The organism is Klebsiella sp. S69 (assembly GCF_016516145.1).
GTDB lineage: Bacteria > Pseudomonadota > Gammaproteobacteria > Enterobacterales > Enterobacteriaceae > Klebsiella > Klebsiella oxytoca.
Window position 1 is genome coordinate 426,977 of sequence record NZ_JACVUU010000001.1, and the last position, 17,267, is coordinate 444,243.

At 56.5% G+C, this 17,267-nt stretch carries 17 protein-coding genes; 6 read left to right on the top strand and 11 right to left on the bottom strand.

The features are described from left to right. The first annotated feature begins 175 nt into the window (after positions 1–175). The gene (locus IAE27_RS02060) at positions 176–1,156 is read left to right on the top strand and encodes a LacI family DNA-binding transcriptional regulator (RefSeq protein ID WP_004099966.1); all 981 of its coding nucleotides are present in this window, start codon (positions 176–178) and stop codon (positions 1,154–1,156) included. A 3-nt stretch (positions 1,157–1,159) separates the two neighbouring features. On the opposite strand, the gene IAE27_RS02065 is transcribed toward IAE27_RS02060, so the two are convergent. Next, positions 1,160–2,404 carry a mechanosensitive ion channel family protein gene (locus IAE27_RS02065; RefSeq protein ID WP_108704107.1) on the bottom strand — a complete coding sequence of 415 codons (1,245 nt, stop codon included), beginning with the start codon at positions 2,402–2,404 and terminating at the stop codon, positions 1,160–1,162. Positions 2,405–2,481: 77 nt separating this feature from the next. Beyond that, positions 2,482–3,909, bottom strand: a complete 1,428-nt coding sequence (locus IAE27_RS02070) for an MFS transporter (RefSeq protein ID WP_070557257.1) — start codon at positions 3,907–3,909, stop codon at positions 2,482–2,484. Between the two features lie 109 nt (positions 3,910–4,018). Between IAE27_RS02070 and IAE27_RS02075 the strand changes: the two genes are divergently transcribed. The 3 genes from IAE27_RS02075 to IAE27_RS02085 all read left to right on the top strand — a co-directional run bounded on the left by IAE27_RS02075 (position 4,019) and on the right by IAE27_RS02085 (position 8,936). Then, on the top strand, positions 4,019–4,885 hold the full coding sequence (locus IAE27_RS02075; RefSeq protein WP_023320516.1) for a helix-turn-helix transcriptional regulator: 867 nt from the start codon (positions 4,019–4,021) through the stop codon (positions 4,883–4,885). A gap of 192 nt (positions 4,886–5,077) precedes the next feature. Beyond that, positions 5,078–6,115 carry a hypothetical protein gene (locus IAE27_RS02080; RefSeq protein WP_049593412.1) on the top strand — a complete coding sequence of 346 codons (1,038 nt, stop codon included), beginning with the start codon at positions 5,078–5,080 and terminating at the stop codon, positions 6,113–6,115. Between the two features lie 91 nt (positions 6,116–6,206). Further along, positions 6,207–8,936 (top strand): sigma 54-interacting transcriptional regulator, encoded by a 2,730-nt coding sequence (locus IAE27_RS02085; RefSeq protein ID WP_154022117.1) that lies wholly within the window; start codon positions 6,207–6,209, stop codon positions 8,934–8,936. 52 nt (positions 8,937–8,988) lie between these two features. Here the strand turns inward: IAE27_RS02085 and IAE27_RS02090 are convergent, their stop codons facing one another. The 9 genes from IAE27_RS02090 to IAE27_RS02130 all read right to left on the bottom strand — a co-directional run bounded on the left by IAE27_RS02090 (position 8,989) and on the right by IAE27_RS02130 (position 15,601). Then, on the bottom strand, positions 8,989–9,975 hold the full coding sequence (locus IAE27_RS02090; RefSeq protein WP_115239848.1) for an SIS domain-containing protein: 987 nt from the start codon (positions 9,973–9,975) through the stop codon (positions 8,989–8,991). A gap of 64 nt (positions 9,976–10,039) precedes the next feature. After that, positions 10,040–11,101 carry an SIS domain-containing protein gene (locus IAE27_RS02095; protein ID WP_049594339.1) on the bottom strand — a complete coding sequence of 354 codons (1,062 nt, stop codon included), beginning with the start codon at positions 11,099–11,101 and terminating at the stop codon, positions 10,040–10,042. A gap of 17 nt (positions 11,102–11,118) precedes the next feature. Continuing rightward, on the bottom strand, positions 11,119–11,973 hold the full coding sequence (locus tag IAE27_RS02100; RefSeq protein WP_004099982.1) for a PTS system mannose/fructose/sorbose family transporter subunit IID: 855 nt from the start codon (positions 11,971–11,973) through the stop codon (positions 11,119–11,121). 2 nt (positions 11,974–11,975) lie between these two features. Next, positions 11,976–12,719: a PTS mannose/fructose/sorbose/N-acetylgalactosamine transporter subunit IIC gene (locus IAE27_RS02105; RefSeq protein WP_004099986.1), complete on the bottom strand. Its 744-nt coding sequence runs from the start codon at positions 12,717–12,719 to the stop codon at positions 11,976–11,978. Between the two features lie 14 nt (positions 12,720–12,733). Next, positions 12,734–13,204 carry a PTS sugar transporter subunit IIB gene (locus IAE27_RS02110; RefSeq protein WP_004099987.1) on the bottom strand — a complete coding sequence of 157 codons (471 nt, stop codon included), beginning with the start codon at positions 13,202–13,204 and terminating at the stop codon, positions 12,734–12,736. Then, positions 13,197–13,631, bottom strand: a complete 435-nt coding sequence (locus IAE27_RS02115; RefSeq protein ID WP_004099989.1) for a PTS sugar transporter subunit IIA — start codon at positions 13,629–13,631, stop codon at positions 13,197–13,199. The genes IAE27_RS02110 and IAE27_RS02115 overlap by 8 nt, the downstream gene beginning before the upstream one ends. A gap of 248 nt (positions 13,632–13,879) precedes the next feature. After that, positions 13,880–14,533 (bottom strand): oxygen-insensitive NAD(P)H nitroreductase, encoded by a 654-nt coding sequence (gene nfsB, locus IAE27_RS02120; protein ID WP_004111163.1) that lies wholly within the window; start codon positions 14,531–14,533, stop codon positions 13,880–13,882. Positions 14,534–14,651: 118 nt separating this feature from the next. Further along, the gene (locus tag IAE27_RS02125) at positions 14,652–15,020 is read right to left on the bottom strand and encodes an MmcQ/YjbR family DNA-binding protein (RefSeq protein WP_004099993.1); all 369 of its coding nucleotides are present in this window, start codon (positions 15,018–15,020) and stop codon (positions 14,652–14,654) included. After that, positions 15,020–15,601, bottom strand: coding sequence for a TetR/AcrR family transcriptional regulator (locus tag IAE27_RS02130; RefSeq protein WP_004111165.1), 582 nt, complete (start codon positions 15,599–15,601; stop codon positions 15,020–15,022). Before IAE27_RS02130 ends, IAE27_RS02125 begins: the two co-directional genes overlap by 1 nt. A gap of 190 nt (positions 15,602–15,791) precedes the next feature. Here IAE27_RS02130 and IAE27_RS02135 point away from each other — a divergent pair, with 190 nt between their 5' ends. Then, entirely contained in the window at positions 15,792–16,892 is a 1,101-nt protein-coding gene (locus IAE27_RS02135; protein ID WP_004111167.1) for an MBL fold metallo-hydrolase, read from the top strand. Positions 16,893–16,924: 32 nt separating this feature from the next. After that, positions 16,925–17,266 carry a RamA family antibiotic efflux transcriptional regulator gene (locus tag IAE27_RS02140; protein WP_004099996.1) on the top strand — a complete coding sequence of 114 codons (342 nt, stop codon included), beginning with the start codon at positions 16,925–16,927 and terminating at the stop codon, positions 17,264–17,266. Position 17,267: the final 1 nt, after the last annotated feature.

Here is a 17,267-nt window from a genome sequence, read left to right on the forward strand (position 1 = left end):
GTTCAACGGCCGGCGTACGTTTCGTCTCTCGCGAAACAACGCCGACGCTATCATGATAACGACCTTAGCGTGCTAATCAATCCCGTCAATTCTCGCAAAACCTGCTGACGGCGCGGGCGGGGCTCATTTATGATAGCCTGCGAAATATAACGTCTATGCGGGAAGTGCAGCCTCTATGTCAATTCAGAAAATCGCTCGCCTGGCGGGCGTCTCGGTGGCGACCGTATCGCGGGTATTGAATAACAGCGATACCGTGAAAGCGAAGAATCGCGAACGTGTGCTGCAGGCGATTAAAGAGAGTAACTACCAGCCTAATTTGCTGGCCCGCCAGCTGCGAACGGCCCGCAGCAATATGATTCTGGTAATGGTCTCTAATATCGCCAACCCTTTTTGCGCGGAGGTGGTCAAGGGTATTGAAGAAGAGGCGGAAAAGAACGGCTACCGGATCCTGCTGTGTAATTCCGGCTCGGATTTGGCCCGTTCTACCTCTGGCCTGCAGCTGCTCTCCGGCAAAATGGTCGACGGCATCATCACCATGAACGCGCTCTCCAGCCTGCCGGAACTGACCACCATGATCGGCGACGCGCCCTGGGTACAGTGCGCGGAATATGCCGATAACGGCAGCATCTCCTGCGTCGGCATCAACGATGTCGACGCGGCGCAGGGCGCCGTTTCCCGGCTGGTTGACGGCGGGCGAAAACGCATTGCCTTAATCAACCACGATCTCAGCTATCGCTACTCGCGCCTGCGCGAGCGCGGCTACAAAAGCGTGCTGCACGTTCGCGAACTGGCGTATCAACAGGTCACTTACGCCAGCGACCTGAGCGCCGCCGCCGGTACCCGGGCGATGGAAACGCTGCTGGCGCAGAAAGAGAAACCGGATGCGGTATTTGCGGTCTCAGATTCGCTGGCGGCGGGCGCGCTGCGGGCTATCGCTCAGGCCGGATTGCGGGTGCCGGAAGATATTGCGGTAATCGGTTTTGATGGTACCGAACTGGCCGAAGTGGTATCGCCGCAGTTGACCACCGTGGAACAGCCTTCGCGCGAGATTGGCCGTACGGCGGTCACGCTACTGATGAAGAGAATCGATAATCCCGACGCTGCGGTCGAGCGGGTGATGATGGACTGGCGCGTGATCCCCCGCGCCAGCACCTGAGCTTTACCCGGATACCACGCCCGCCAGCGAACGAATATCGTTGCCGGTGGGGGACTGGTGAATCCGCAGGCCGAACTCATCAACCACGGCAAAAACGTGGTCGAAAATATCCGCCTGAATGCTCTCATACTCCGCCCACACCACGGTGTTGGTGAAGCAGTAAATCTCAATCGGCAGGCCGCTGGCGTCCGGAGCCAGCTGGCGCACCATCAGCGTCATGTCCTTACGGATGCGCGAATGGTTGCGTAAATACTCCTGCAAATAAGCGCGGAAGGTGCCGATATTGGTCATTTTGCGCTGGTTTAGCACCGACTGGTCGGTGGCGTTCTGCTGGTTCCACAGGCTAATTTCCTGATGACGCGAATCCATATACGGCTTCAGCAGCCGGGCCTGAATTAAGCGCTGCTGCTCCTGTTCATCGAGAAAATGAATGCTAGTGGTATCGATATTCAGGCTGCGCTTAATGCGGCGACCGCCGGATGCCGACATACCGCTCCAGTTTTTAAACGAGTCGGAAACCAGAGACCAGGTGGGGATAGTGGTGATGGTATTATCCCAGTTGCGCACCTTTACCGTGGTCAGGCCGATGTCGATCACCGCGCCGTCGGCGCCATATTTCGGCATCTCCAGCCAGTCGCCGAGCTTGAGCATATCGTTGGCGGAGAGCTGAATACCTGCCACCAGGCCAAGAATCGGGTCTTTAAACACCAGCATCAGTACCGCGGCCATCGCGCCGAGGCCGCTAATCAGAATCGCCGGCGACTGGCCAATCAGTAAGGAGATAACCAGAATGCCGACAATAATCGCGCAGACCAGCTTAATTCCCTGAAATATCCCTTTAAGCGGCAGCTGAGAAGCGGTGGCGAATTTCTGCGATAAATTGAACACCACGTCCAGCAGCGAAAAGAAGGACAGCATCGCGTAGATCATCACCCACAGCTGCGCGCAGGTAGTGAGTATTTCCGCCGCCTCGCTGCCTTTTTGCAGCCATAGCACCGCCTGCACGTTGACGATAATCCCCTGCAGAGTGAAGGCCAGACGATGAAACAATTTGTTCTGGGTAATAATTTGCAACCATAGGTGGCTGCTGGCCTGCGCCCGCTTTTCGAAGGTACGCAGCACCACTTTGTGCAGAATAAGGTGAACGACAATCGCCGTCAGAAAAATAATGCCGAAGATAATAATGAGTGAGGTGGTGGGGGTAATTTTGATGCCTAATGCGGCGATGTGCGATATTAATTCCTGCATAACGTCTCCTTTACATCCAGCGGTTATGATGACCGCTGGATGTCTATTATGCAAATCGCAGGTTACGCCGATGTGAATTATGGCGTCGCTACCGCCGGACGGACGTTAAGGTGTCGGCGTAGCCACAGCGCGATGGCGCCCAGCACCAGCATCATCACCACTTCCACCGCCAGGAAATCGATCAGCGCCCGGGGATAGTCGCCGCCGCTGCGCTGGGCGAGAGTTAAGAATAGCGACCCGAGAATTGCCGGGCCCAGGCCCAGCGTCGCCTGCTGCAGGGTGCTGAGAATTGCGCTCCCGGCCCCGGCGTCAGAAGCGCTGATGTCGCGCATCCCGATGCGATAAAAGCTATTCACGATCAGCGCCTGCCCGTAGCCGATAAGCGCCGTGGAGGGGACCAGCGCGAGGGTGCTGGTGTGGGTAGCGAGGCGATAAAAGGTCGCGCACAGCAGCAGCAGGCCGACAATCTGCACCGACAGGCCAGTCAGCAAAATGCGTCCCATGCTGTAGCGGGCAATCAGCTTCGGCGCGTACAGCGCGGAGATGAAGTAGGCCACGCCGAGCGCGATAAAGCTATTCCCGGACTGCCACGGCGCCATTCCCAGACCGGCCTGCATGGTCAACGCCATACAGAACATAAATCCGGACCAGGCGCTGAAAAAGAGCAGGGCGATGGCCATGCCAAAGCGAATGCTGGTGAGCTTCAGCAGGCGAGGTGGCAATAGCGGCTGCTCGCCGCGCTGCTGTTTGCTCAGCGCGCTGGCCCGCATCCAGACCAGCAGCGGCAGCACTGCGACTAACATTAGCTGCAGCGTCCACGGCCAGTGCAGTTCCGGCCCCAGCGCCATTGGGAACAGAAGGCAGCAGAGGATCAGCGCAAGGCTAAACGTGCCCTGCCAGTCGATACGCGAATGCGCTTCGCGCCGGGTCTCCGGGACGTAGCGCGGGCTAAGGGTCAGCACCAGCAGGCAGATCGGCACATTAATAAAGAAGGCGTTCCGCCAGCCTAAACCGGCGATATCCGCCGAGACCAGCCAGCCGCCGCCCATCTGACCGACGATAAAGGCGATACCGCCAATGCCGCCGTACAGGCTGATGGCCCGGGCGTGGGCGTTGCCTTTGAGGGTGATATGCAGCGTGGCGAGGATCTGCGGCACGATTAGCGCCGCGCCGGCGCCCTGGACCGTGCGCGCCGCCAGCAGCGTGGTGATAGAGTTTGCCATTCCGCACAGCAGGGAGGCGACGCCAAAAATCGCCACGCCCCACATAAACAGACGGCGGCGGCCATAGTTATCGCCAAGTTTGCTGCCCATCGCCAGGCAGACGGCAAAGGCGACGCCGTACAGCGCGACAATCAGCTCCAGCTGGGTGGCGCTGGCGTTCAGCGATTGGGTGATGGAGTCCAGCGCGACGTTGGCGATCGAGGTGTCGATCAGCGGCAGCATCTGGCCGGTCAACAGAAGGAATAAACCGGCGCGGCCGGGTGAAACAGCAGACGAATTCATCGGATCTCTCCATTGCGTCATTCAGCGGATGGCCGTAGCATCACCGATAAATTAAACGGGTACCAGTTCCTGCTTATACTGGTATTGGCACTACCATGCTGGAGGTTTTATGACGACCATGCCGCAACGTGAATCGACGATCGCCGCGCCCGATGATGCCCGTAAACAGCTGGGGGCATTTCTGCGCGCCCGGCGTGAGAGCCTCGATCCGCAGCGCCTGGGGTTGCCGCGCGTTGGCCGACGACGCACGCCGGGTCTGCGGCGGGAAGAGGTGGCGATGCTGGCGGAGGTCGGCGTCACCTGGTACACCTGGCTGGAGCAGGGGCGGGACGTTAATCCGTCCGAGTCCGTGCTGGTGTCGGTGGCGAACGCGCTGCAGTGCAGCCCGCTGGAGACCCGGCACCTGTTTGTCCTGGCCGGACTGACGCCGCCGGAAGCCGCGCAGGTCACGGTATGCGAAGGCATTAGCCCCGGCACCCGGCGGATGCTTGATAGCCTGATGCCGCAGCCCGCCAGTATTCAGAAGCCGAGCTTCGATATTGTGGCCTGGAACGACAGCTTCTGCCGCCTGATGGGTATCGATTTCGCCACCATTCCGGAAGAGGATCGCAACTGTATTTATCTGTATCTGACCAATGAAACCTGGCGCAGCCGTATTGAAAATCGCGATGTGCTGGCGACGTTTGTCTCCTATTTTCGCGCGGCGATGGCGGAGCACCGCGGCGATCCGCTGTGGGAGAATAAGCTGGCGCGCTTTTTTGCCGCGTCGGCGGAGTTTGAGTCCCTCTGGCATCAGCGCTATGAGGTGCGCGGGGTGGAAAATCAGGTGAAAAACTTTAACCATCCGCAGCTCGGACGCTTCAGCCTGCAGCAGATGTACTGGTACTCGGCCCCGCGTAACGGCTCGCGCCTGCTGGTCTATTTGCCGATGGATGAAATGGGCGAACGGGCGCTGGCGTGGCTGGATAAACACTAATGACAAGGAATCAGATTGCTGACAAAGTGCAATCTTCAGGAACTGCCCGGCGGCGCGATGCTTGCGCAGGCCTACAGCGCATTGCATAGCAGGTTGATATTGCGGTTTTTCGTAGGCCCGGCAAGGCGCCGCCCGGCAGAAGTGCGAGCACAATAGCCAAAAAAGGTTTGTCATCAGTCTCAAGGAATGCCCATGAATATTACCCGTAAAGAGCAGCGCATTATTCAGCGCGCGCTAAAGTCGTGGCAGGCCAGCGGCGATTTAGCCCCTGAGGATAGCCAGCGGCTGGCGCAAACGCTGCGCGTCTCTCCCTTCGACTGGCAGCGGCTGAGCCGCTATGCGTTCTGGACCGCGCTGGCCTGCGTGCTGGTCGCGCTGGGCAGCCTGTTTGCCGACAGCGCCCTGATTGAGCTTCTGCTGAGCCTGTTCAGCCGCTCGGCGCTGACGCGAATCATCCTGCCCGCGCTGCTGGCGGTAGCCTGCTACGCCTGGGGTTTTCGCCGCCAGCGGCGGGAAACGCAGTGGCACTACAGCACTGAGGCGATCCTCTTTCTGGGGGTTATTTTTACCGCCGTGGCGCTGTGGCAGCTTGGCGAACGTCTGGATACCGGCAGCGGTCATATCGCGCCGCTGTTCCTGGCCGGATGCCTGATTTACGGCGCGATTGGCTTTTTTGCTCGCTCCGGGCTGGTGTGGCTCTTTTTTCTGCTGTCGCTGGGCAACTGGTTCGGTGCAGAAACCGGCTACGTTTCGGGCTGGGGCGCCTACTGGCTGGGCATGAACTACCCGATCCGCTTCGTGCTGTTCGGCGGCGCGCTGCTTGCGCTCTGCTACGGCGCGCAACACGCTTTGCGCCAGCGCCAGCTGTTTACCGTCAGTAAAGCGATGGGGCTGATCTATCTGTTTATCGCCCTGTGGATCCTGTCGATTTTTGGCAACTATGACCTGGATAGCTGGTCCAGCATAGCGCAAAGGCAGCTGCTGCCGTGGGGGCTGCTGTTTGCCGTGGCGGCGGGGATCTGTATCTATATCAGCCTGAAAACCGACGACGGCATGCTGCGCGGCTTCGGTCTGACGTTCCTGGCGATCAACCTCTATACCCGTTTCTTCGAGTTCTTCTGGGATGGCATGCACAAAGTCGCATTTTTCCTGATCCTCGCAGTCTCGCTGGCGGTAATTGGCCGCTATGCGGAGCGCATCTGGCATGCGGGAAGGGTAACCCATGAATAATTAAGCTTTTTTAAGAAGTGTGGCAGGGGGCAGCGACGTCTTACGCGAATTGTCGTATAAGCGAATTTTACGCTTTTGACAGGGGCGCAAGATGAATAAGGAGTCGATTTTTCGCCAGCTAGAACAACGGATCGCCGGGCGACCGCTGACCGCGGAAGCGCTTGGCGAGTTTAATGCGATGACGATTGCCGATAGCCTGAAGCAAAAACGCAGTATCATCAGCCATCATCTGAATAATCTCCATCGCGAGCAGCGGGTGGTCAAAGTAAATGGTCGCCCGGTGCTGTTTTTACCCATTGCCGCGCTGCGCGACCACCACCGCCTCGCGGTTCGACACGGCGAATACGCTTCCCTTCAGGCCCTGTGCGCTGAGCGCCAGGATAGTCTGGCGCAGCTGATAGGCGCTCAGGGCAGCTTGCAGGAAGCTTTGCGGCAGTGCAAGGCCGCCATCAGCTACCCCGGCGCAGGTCTACCGCTTCTGCTGCGCGGTCCCACCGGCACGGGGAAAAGTTTCCTTGCGCGCCAGCTCTGGCGTTATGCGATGGAACAGGGCGTTTTGCCTGCTGATGCGCCTTTTACCGTGTTTAACTGCGCTGAGTACGCGAATAATCCAGAGCTGCTGACCTCGAAATTATTCGGGCACGCGAAGGGCGCCTTTACCGGTGCGGATAAATCAGTCCCCGGTCTTATCGAGACCAGCAACGGCGGGGTACTGTTTATTGATGAGGTTCATCGTCTGCCCCCCGAAGGACAGGAGAAGCTGTTCCATTTTATGGATAACGGTAGCTGGCGGCGGCTGGGGGAGAGCAGCGAGGAGCGCAGCGCCACGGTACGGCTGATTTTTGCTTCAACGGAGGATCTGGAAAAGCACTTCCTGGCGACTTTTATTCGTCGTATTCCGGTGATCGTCAAAATCCTGCCGATCGCCGAGCGTGGACAGTATGAAAGACTGGCGTTTATCCATCACTTTTTTCGCCGTGAAGCGCAGCGATTACATCACGATCTGGCGCTGGACGGCGAAATCATCAGCCAGCTGATGCGCGAAACGCTCGAGGGTAACGTCGGCGGACTAGAGAATTTGATCCGCAATATTTGCGCCAGCGCCTGGACATTTGGCGAGCGGGATAGCGATCTTTTACAGATAAAAGCGGGTTTACTGCCCGACCGGTTGCTGGCGGATGCGCCTTTTTCTCTTCAGCAAAATAGCGAACGGGTCATGATTTACCGCGATGGCGACGCGCAGCCTTTGTTTTCCGGTCGTCATCATGAGTATCAACGGCTAACGGAAAATATTTGCAGCCTCTGCGAGGAACTCGGGAAGGACAATATCAGCGCAAGGACCTTTGAAAAGCTCATTTATCAAAACGTGACGCTCTATCTCGATGCGTTGATGAATCAGGAGAGCGCGGTCTCTCTTCAGGACAAGCGGCTGCGCTTTATTGAGGATGTGGGCAAGGCGATCGCCGCCAATTACGATCTCCAGCTGAATGCCGAATTCGCCTATCTTACTGGCCGCTACCTGACCAGCCTGCCTCTTGCTCCGCGCAGCGTTGCCGAGCCCGCGCGTCTGGTGATGCAGCGCTGGCTGGAGTCCTCAGCGGGGCTGGCGCAGCGTATCGCGGGGAAACTACTGGATGTCGTCAATAACAAATACGATCTGCTCATCGATACGCTTGACCGCCTGGCGGTTGCCGCTATCGTCAGCAATGCGATTGATGCGACCAGCGGCGGAAAAGTGAAAGCGGTGATTATCGCCCACGGCTATTCGACCGCCAGCAGCATTGCGGGGGTCGCCAATCGCCTGATTGGCGAGAAGATCTACCAGGCGATGGACATGCCGATGGAGGTGGCGTTCAGCGACGTCAGCCGCGCCGTGGTTGATTATCTCCAGCATACCGATACCCGAGCCGGAGTCATGGTGCTTATCGATATGGGCTATACCAAAGAGATTGCCGATGCGCTTTTGTCGGTGATTAACGGCCCGCTGGTGGTGGTGGATAACGTCACGACGCGCATGGCGCTGAACGTCGCCAGCGAGATCGCTCTGGGGAAAAATATCGAACATATTGCCGAAGAGATCGTGCCGCTCAATCAGTCGCGCTGGGATGTCTTCTGGCCGACAGAAAAAAAAGAGCGTGCTCTGCTGGTGACCTGCATTACCGGAATCGGTACTGCGTTTAAATTTAAAAATCTGATGGAGAAGAGCCTGCTCAGCGACTTTGATATTAACATTATCGCCTGCGAGTATACGCGCTTAAAAAATAGCCGCACGGCGATATCCTTGCTCCACCAGTATGAAGTGATTGCGGTTGTGGGTACGCACGACCCACAGCTGGCGGGGGTGCCATGGGTAGGTATTGAAGAGCTGCTGGGCGAGCAGGGGCATCGGCATCTCAGTCAGCTCTTAAGCGGCTATCTCAATGAGAAGCAAATTGCGCTGATTAATAAAAATATGGTTCGTGAGTTTTCGCTGCATAACGTCGTCAACTCCTTGACGATACTGAATGCCGGAAAAACGATGAGCCATATTGAGACTATTATTGCAGAGTGGCAAAACACGCTTGGCTTTAATTTTAATAATAATTTAATTATTAGCCTGTATGTGCATCTCAGCTGCATGATTGAGCGTCTGGTAATGCGTAATGAAATTACCCATTATAAAAATCTTGAGCAATTTTCTCGCCAGCACGGAGAATTTATTGCTATGGTGAACCACTCGTTTCAGCGCCTGAAAATACTCTATAACGTGACGCTGCCGGTAGCGGAAATTGGTTATATTCACGATATTTTTGAATTACGCGTTGACGATTTTCGCTGGTAATCCTCAGCGCAGCCCCGGAGCAGGTCGCCGGGGCTGGCAGAGGGTTAGCGAATTAATATTCGACTTTCCACATATAGCGGCGGGTGGTCAGAGGATGGTTGCGGGCGGTGGCCAGCGCCAGGTTGTACACATCAAGAACGCAGTTGTGCAGCAGGCCGCAGAAATATTCGCGCACGCTGGCGTGAAGCGCATCAATTCCCACTTTTTCCACGTCAATAATCTGCAGTTTTCCCTGATAGCGTTCGATAAAGCGGATCGCGCGATCGTCCAGCGGACGGGTGCGGCCGCTGCTTTTTAATAAAATGAACGGCGTTCCCGTTTCGGTAATCTCAAAGGGGCCGTGGAAATACTCGCCGCTATGGATGCTGGCGGAGTTAATCCACTGCATCTCCAACAGAATACAGATGGATTCCTGATGCGCGGCACCGAACGAAGGACCGCTGCCCATCATATAAATGACCTTTTCACTTTTCCAGGCTTCGGCAAAATGCTGCGCATCCGCTTGCACCTGCTGCTGAGCGCCGCGCACCACGGATTCAAAACTGGCAAAGGCGCTGACCATCTCAGCGTAATGGTCGTATCCTTCTGTTTGCGCCAGGATCTCCAGCGCCAGCCACAGGCTGTACGCCGCTTTTTGCTGTGTCGGATCGACAGTTTCGGGATAGCGAGCCCAGCAGTATTCGATAGTGTAATCGCTGTGTTCGCACAGCGGCGTGCCGGGGGTATATACCAGTCCAATCGTAGCCGCGCCTTTTTGACGCGCGATGCGGGCGGCTTCGACCGTTTCAGCGGTGTTGCCCTGCTGAGAGGCAAGGATCACCACGCTATTTTCCCCTAATGCTTGCGGCGTCGCGTGGACAAATTCATTACTGGTCACATAGCCGACGGCCAGCTTTTTCGCTTCACAATCGAGAAAATATTTCCCCGGCCAGAAGCCGGTCAACGAACCCCCGCAGCCAACAAACCACACGCGTTCAATACGTTGCCTGGTTAAAATATCGCGAATAATATGGTGGGCGTTTTTCTGAGCTATAGACATATTGGTCTCCTTGAGATGTAAAGGGTCCTCCGCTGCATGGCGGATAACTTTTACAGGGCATTATTTAATTAAGTTTTTTACTTTTCATTTTCTGGTGGAACTGCGGATCCTTAGGTATTGCGGGATCGACACCCTTCACTGGCGGTAGCCTGGCGCAAACCATTTGCAATGGAATAATATATTCAAAGATTGCAAAGTCTGGATCGTTAATAAACGTAAAGGGCATGTTCTTACCGTTATTGTCAACATGCGGGCCAATGCGATAAATATGCGGCGTCCAACCAGACAGTATTTCCGCCAGACGATCCTGGCGCTCATCGGGATGCGGATCGAGCATAATCAGGGTTGAACGCTCATCGAAGGCGTTATAGATCCCGTGGATGAATTCCTCAAATTCATAGCCGGCCACCGGGCAGCGCAGCGTTTCAAGCATCTTTAGCGCGCCTTCCTGAACGGTGCCAAACAGTTCTGCCGGGCCGGTCAGGCGAATATCTGCGCTGTCGATAAGCGGCCGGGCGTGATTGAGAACCCACGCCTGCGAGGCCTCAATGAGCGTCGGCATATGATTGAACGTCCTCTCCATGCGGACGAGTAGCGCCTTGCGCTCCTCATCGCTCAGGCGCTGCTGGCGGCTGGCGACGGCAAGCGCAAGCAGTATCAGGTTGAGTATGGTGCAGTGATAACCTTTGGTTTTGGCGCCGGCGCGCTCTTCTCCACAGGGGACCGTCAGGATCAAATCTGCCGCCTGGTCGATGGCAGCTGGCGCTTCCCCGGCCATGGAAGCGGTAAGGTGCCCGGCTGCCCGGGCGCGCTCCATTGCGGCGAGAGTGGAGAGGCTGCCGCCTCCCTGAGAAATGCCGATGACCAGCGCTTTGCCGCTGAGGGAAAGTGCCATCTCGTCCAGCAGGAAGGGCCAGTATACATCGACCGGGATGCCGCACCACTGCTGCATAAACGACCGCGCGGTCAGCGCGCCGTGGTAAGACGTACCGGAACCGGTCAGGATGATTCGAGAGATCCCGCGATCCGCCAGCGCTTTCGCCGCTTGCCAGAGATCTTCCCGCGTCTGCGTTAGCATAGCGAGCAGGCGAGCGGGGGTTTCATTCATATAGTCTTCTACGTGCATGGGTAATATTCCTCTTCTTAAAGCAGGCCTAACGCGCTGGCCGCCATGCCAAACGCGATGGTGCCTAACAGGATCCAGTTGATGTTGACTCCCTTACGGATCAGCTTGTACATCCCAAGGGTGAAAAGCAGAGGCAGCAGCGAAGGAAGTATTTTGTCGATAAACTCCTGTGCCTTCATGGTCGTCTGCCCGGCAGTGAAGCTGAGCGGGGTGGTGATATCTATCATACTGGCGGTCATCGCGCCGACGACCATCAGGCCAACGATTGAGGCGATATAGGTGACCCGATCCATGAGTCCGCTTTGGTAAATCCGCATCAGCCAGGTGGTGCCAGCCCGATAGCCGAGCTTCAGCCCATACCAGCGGCACAACAGATGCGGTAGGTTATAAACTAACAACGCCATTATCGGTCCCAGGAGGCTGCCCTGCTGGGCGAAATAAATCCCCATCCCGGCGGCAATCACCTTCAATGACCCCCAGAATATGGAGTCACCGATACCCGCCAGCGGCCCCATCAGGCTGGTTTTAATCGCGTTTATCGATTCTTCATTAAATTCGGGATTGCGCTGATTCTCCTCTTCCATAGCGATCGACAAGCCGAAGATAAAGGTGGAGAGGTGCGGCGTGGTGTTAAACAGCACCAGATGGCGCTGCAGGGCGCGCCCCAATTCCGTCGGGTCCTGATAGATACGCTTCAGGGCCGGCGACATTGCGAAGGCGTAGCCCATATGCTGCTGGCGCTCGTAGTTCCACGAGCCCTGCAGCGTAAAGGAGCGCCAGAACACGCTGCGTAAATCCCGAGCGGTGACCCGGCTTGCGTCATCGCTTTGCGGCTGGGCGGCGCCTGACAGGGTCTGCGTCATTTCACTCATGATTAGCTCTCCTGCTGCTTAAGATTAAGAAACTGGCTGATGATAAAAGCCAACACCACGGCGAATAGCGCGATGGCGATGATATCCAGTTTGGTATATGCCGCTATCAAAAATCCCAGACCGAGGTACGGCATAAGTTTGCTGCTGAGCATCATGCTGATCAGCAGGGCGAAGCCGAGCGCCGGCAGGATCTTACTGGCGACGATCAATCCGTTGGTGATCACCGGCGGAATCGCCTCAAGGAACCAGCTAACCGCCGAAGAGCCGAGCAGGATGGCGAAAAAAACCGGCAGAAATCCGTTTAAAAAATAGAGCAGCGTCGGACCGCCGAGGTGCATCAGGCCGACCATCCGGGTATTACCTTGCGCCGCATAGCGGTCCGCCAGATGACCGAAGCGGGCGTTCACCACGCGTACCAGAATGCCCAGCGTTTGCGCCAGCATTGAGACGGGGATGGCGATGGTGAGCGCAGCCTCCGGACCGCGGCCGGACATGATCGAAAACGCGGTCGCCAGTACGGAGCCGGTCACGATATCGGGTGGGTGCGCGGCGCCGATGGCGACGTTGCCGAGAAAAATAAGCTCCAGCGTAGCGCCAATCAGAATCCCCTCATGCAGATTGCCGCAGACCAGACCGGTGAGGGCGCACATCACCAGCGGCCGGTCGATCATCGATACCCCAAGCAGGCGGCCATCGAGGATCCCCAGGGCGGCAATCAGTCCGAGTAACGTTGCGGTGAGCAACATAGTGACCTCCGAAGTTAAAGTTGTTCGTTGAGGAGCTCGGCCGAGTGGGCGGGTACCTGACGCATCTCCAGCCGAATGCCTTTCTCTTTCAGCGCTCTGCTATCGGCGATTTCCTCTTCGGTCAGATAGATGGCCTTGCCGAATTGTCTTGCGCCCTCCTTCTGCGGCAGACCGCCGTAGTTAATGGCGTTAATTCCCGGGACTTTTTCTACCAGCGCGAGGGTTTCAGCAGTATTACCAAGGACCACCATGACTTTTTTATGATCCAACTTGCCGCCGTTAAGCTTTTCCGCCGCCTGTTCAACGGTGGCGATGTCCAGCGTGACGCCCGCCGGCTTGGCCAGGTTAAGCGACATCGTAATGAAGGCATCCGCCGCGGCTTTGGCGTTAGCGACGATGATATGATCGATATCCAGCGCTCGGGTCCAGGCAAAAACCACCTGGCCGTGCAGCAGCCGATAATCAATGCGCACGAGTTTAATCATGAGATTCTCCCTGTGGGTCAGAGGATGGTTGTGTTAGTAGAGGGTTGATGAAAACAATGGATTCACGCGCCGCGCTGGTGGCGTAGACAATCGCGGCCTCGGTAGTGGCTTCTTCGCACAGCAGAAACTCCAGCAGCAGAGTCAGATTGATGCCGGCGACCACGAAAACGTTACGATGGCGCATCAAGACGCTTACGGCGCTATTGTTGATACTGCCGCCAAGCAGGTCGGTAAAGATCACCACTTCATCACCATTCGCCTGGACGATGAGATGCTCCAGGGTTTGCTCCAGCTGTTCGGTGGTCACGATATCTTCGTCATAGGCGCAGACCGGGATAACGCCGTGTTCGTCGCCAATCAGCAGCGATAAACTGTTCACCAGTCCGCGAGCAAAATGGCCGTGGCTGGCCACATAGATATGTTTCACCCGGTTTCTCCTTCATCCAGATAGTGGTATCTGTTAAGAGCAAAGGGCGTGCCAGAAATAAAAAATATTATTTATCAATTAATTAAAGCGGCTGGTTCACACTAAAGGCGTTATTCCTGGCACAAGCGGGCTTATTAACGCCGGAAACCTGGCACAAAAGGCAGAAAAAGAGGGGGAAAGAGTGGGGGGAGAAAGTCCCGGGCGAGACGCTGCTGCGCCATGGCCCGGGCGTTCCCGGCAGAGGGGAATTAAATCTCGGTAATCGTCGTCGCCTGCGGCAGGCGTGATTTCGGCAGGGAGGCGTTAAAATCTTCAACGCTATGATGGCCGACCGGCACCACGACCAGGCTGGTGTAGCCCTTGGCCTTCAGGTCAAATTCGGCATCGAGAATTGCGAAATCGACGCCTTCAATCGGTACGGCGTCCAGGCCCATTGCCGCCACGCCCAGCAGGAAGTTGCCGACGTTCAGATACACCTGCTTCGCCATCCACTGGTCGTCGTCATGCAGATCTTTGCGGTGCATATCGGCAAAGAAGGTGCGGCCTTTATGGTTTGCCGCTTTGGCTTCGGCGTTAGCGAAGCGGCCATCGGCCTCTTCCTGATCGACCACGCGCTCAAGCCAGGCGTCGTCCATTGCGGTTTTGGCGCAGAACACCACCACGTGCGATGCGTCGAGAATTTTACGTTCGTTAAACACGTAGGTGCCGCTCGCCGCTTTGGCGACGCGCGCTTTGCCTTCATCGCTGCTGGCAACGATAAAATGCCACGGCTGGGAGTTGGTGCTTGACGGGCTGTACTGCAGCAGCGTTTTCAGGTTTTCCGCCTGCTCGGCAGTTAGCTTTTTGGTGGCGTCAAATGCCTTGGTGGAGTAGCGCTTTAAGGCAACCGATACGATATCCATACTCTTCCTCACTGTTTACAACCCCTTGCGGGTGCGTTTCGTGAAGGAAGAGTACAGCGATGGCGGGCAAATGATAAGGGGCAAAAATGCGATAACACTTATCGCGCAGCGCTGAAAATCACCCCGGGCGCAGCCGCTGCTGCTCTTTTTTGCTCAGTTTATCGACGATCAGATTCCACGAATCATCAATCAGCTCCGCCAGCAGGTCCACGCTGATATCCTCGCCGGGAACCACGGTGATCCAGTGCTTTTTGTTCATGTGATAGCCGGGCTCGATGCTGCGGTAAATGGCCTGATGAAGCAGCGATTTTTGCGGATCGCACTTCAGGTTGACCAGCGCGCGGCCGCGTACCGTTGCGGTGAGCATAAAAATCCGCCCGCCGACTTTAAACACATCGTACTCCGGGCCGAACGGCCAGCAGTGCTCGGTAAAGGGAAGCTCCAGCGCAATACGGTGCGCGTGGTCATGCAGCGAGCGGTGGTCCATCAGTGCGTATCCTCATGTAACGCCTGCCACATTGCCTCAAAGCCTAGCGCAATGAGCTCCGGGGCACGCTGCGGATCGTTGCTGGCGTACTCAATCGTGGTTTCCGCCAGCGACAGAAACAGCGCATCGCCAAAGGTGCGATAGGCATCGCTAAGAAAAATTGGCTTAACCGAAAGCTGGCATATCTCGTTGAGCTCGGGAAACATCTCTTTAACCCGGGTACGCGTTTCATCGGTAATCCGTTCGCTCAGGGACATGCGGCGTATGGCTTTATGCTCCATCGGTTTGCGCATACCCCAGTCGATATAGCTGTTCCAGATATTGCGGGCATTCTCTTTCGGACGGGATTCGTTCGGTTTAAGACTGGCCACCATGACCTGTACTAACCCCGATTTGATAGAGAGATAAAGCTCGTTAAGCAGATCGTCCTTGGTGGCAAAGTAGCGAAACAGCGTCCCCTCGGCTACCCCGGCGCTGCGGGCGATAGCGGAGGTTGAGGCGGCGATTCCCGACTGGGCAAAGGCGGCGGTTGCGGCCTCCAGTAACGCTTGCTTTTTATCTTCACTCTTAGGACGAGCCACTACACTTTACCTCACAGGTTATAAAACCACGATCTAAGCATGCCCGGTACGGGCACTGCAACGTTGTCTGTCAAAATTTGAAAATCGTCTTGACGACTTTCAGCTTCTTCCTAATAATGAGTGCTTACTCACTCATAATCAACCCTTATAACAAAAACCTCCAGGAAGGAGGATTTCGCCAGGTCAGGATATGAACCGTGTCATTTTCAGCGTGGTCGCCATCATGTTATTAGCGTCAGCAACAACTTTGCCGTTTGTGTTAAATGCCGGATTTGGCCAGGCGCCGCAGGGCGCGCAGCTCAGCCTGGTGGAACAGTCGCCGCACTATCATGACGGCCAGTTTCACAATCAGCTCCCGACGCCGGGTTTTACCGGGCAAAAAAATATGCTGGCCGCGTGGTGGGAGTTTCTCGTCGCCAGGCGCGAGAACGCCAGACCGGCCCAGCCGCTGCCGCTGGTGAACACCGATCTGGCGGGCCTGCCGTCAGGGCAGGACGCGATGGTCTGGCTCGGTCACTCCTCCTGGTATCTGCAGCTGGCGGGCAAACGCATCCTGATTGATCCCGTATTTAGCAACTATGCCGCACCCTTCTCTTTTATTAATAAGGCCTTTACCGGGGATTACCCATGGCACGCTGAGGGAATGCCGGAGATCGACCTGCTGATCATCTCGCACGATCATTATGATCATCTCGATTACGCCACCATCAAAGCCCTGATGCCGAAGGTCAAGCGCGTGATAACGCCGCTGGGCGTGGGGTCGCACCTGCGCTACTGGGGAATGGAGAGCGCGATAATCAGCGAGGCGGACTGGAATCAGGCGCTGCAGGTGAGCGATGAGCTGACGGTACATGTCCTGCCCGCGCGCCACTTCTCCGGCCGCGGCCTCAAGCGCAACCAGACCCTATGGGCCAGCTTTATGTTCGTTACCCCGCAGCAGAAAATTTACTACAGCGGCGACAGCGGCTACGGCCCGCACTTTAAAGCCATTGGCGAACAGTTTGGCGAAGTGGATTTAGCGATCATGGAAAACGGTCAGTATGACCAGGACTGGAAGTACATCCACATGATGCCGGAAGAGACGGCGCAGGCCGCTGACGATATTCATGCACGCGCGGTGCTGCCGGGCCATGCCGGGCGCTTCGTGCTGGCAAAACACACGTGGGACGATCCGTATAAACGACTGGCGGAGGCCAGCACAGGGCGACCGTGGCGACTGCTGACGCCTATGCTGGGTGAGCCGGTTTGGGTCGCTGATAAAACGCAATCATTTAACGCCTGGTGGCGCTAACGATGAGAGTGGTTCAGGAGGAGAGAGGACATATGACTATTTCCGCTCAGGTCATTGATACTATCGTCGAGTGGATTGATGAAAATTTGCATCAACCGCTACGTATTGACGATATTGCGCGCCATGCCGGTTATTCGAAGTGGCATTTACAACGACTGTTTTTACAGTACAAAGGGGAGAGTCTGGGGCGCTATATCCGCGAGCGTAAGCTGCTGCTGGCGGCGCGCGATCTGCGCGATACCGATCAGCGGGTTTACGATATTTGCCTGAAATACGGCTTTGACTCGCAGCAAACTTTTACCCGCATCTTCACCCGTACGTTTAACCAGCCGCCGGGCGCCTACCGTAAAGAAAATCACAGCCGCGCGCACTGAA

Bases quoted from the DNA above. Each gene is read 5' to 3' on its own strand.
- IAE27_RS02060 (WP_004099966.1), top strand. From the start codon at position 176: ATGTCAATTCAGAAAATCGCTCGCCTGGCGGGCGTCTCGGTGGCGACC.
- IAE27_RS02065 (WP_108704107.1), bottom strand. From the start codon at position 2,404: ATGCAGGAATTAATATCGCACATCGCCGCATTAGGCATCAAAATTACC.
- IAE27_RS02070 (WP_070557257.1), bottom strand. From the start codon at position 3,909: ATGAATTCGTCTGCTGTTTCACCCGGCCGCGCCGGTTTATTCCTTCTG.
- IAE27_RS02075 (WP_023320516.1), top strand. From the start codon at position 4,019: ATGACGACCATGCCGCAACGTGAATCGACGATCGCCGCGCCCGATGAT.
- IAE27_RS02080 (WP_049593412.1), top strand. From the start codon at position 5,078: ATGAATATTACCCGTAAAGAGCAGCGCATTATTCAGCGCGCGCTAAAG.
- IAE27_RS02085 (WP_154022117.1), top strand. From the start codon at position 6,207: ATGAATAAGGAGTCGATTTTTCGCCAGCTAGAACAACGGATCGCCGGG.
- IAE27_RS02090 (WP_115239848.1), bottom strand. From the start codon at position 9,975: ATGTCTATAGCTCAGAAAAACGCCCACCATATTATTCGCGATATTTTA.
- IAE27_RS02095 (WP_049594339.1), bottom strand. From the start codon at position 11,101: ATGCACGTAGAAGACTATATGAATGAAACCCCCGCTCGCCTGCTCGCT.
- IAE27_RS02100 (WP_004099982.1), bottom strand. From the start codon at position 11,973: ATGAGTGAAATGACGCAGACCCTGTCAGGCGCCGCCCAGCCGCAAAGC.
- IAE27_RS02105 (WP_004099986.1), bottom strand. From the start codon at position 12,719: ATGTTGCTCACCGCAACGTTACTCGGACTGATTGCCGCCCTGGGGATC.
- IAE27_RS02110 (WP_004099987.1), bottom strand. From the start codon at position 13,204: ATGATTAAACTCGTGCGCATTGATTATCGGCTGCTGCACGGCCAGGTG.
- nfsB (WP_004111163.1), bottom strand. From the start codon at position 14,533: ATGGATATCGTATCGGTTGCCTTAAAGCGCTACTCCACCAAGGCATTT.
- IAE27_RS02125 (WP_004099993.1), bottom strand. From the start codon at position 15,020: ATGGACCACCGCTCGCTGCATGACCACGCGCACCGTATTGCGCTGGAG.
- IAE27_RS02135 (WP_004111167.1), top strand. From the start codon at position 15,792: ATGAACCGTGTCATTTTCAGCGTGGTCGCCATCATGTTATTAGCGTCA.
- IAE27_RS02140 (WP_004099996.1), top strand. From the start codon at position 16,925: ATGACTATTTCCGCTCAGGTCATTGATACTATCGTCGAGTGGATTGAT.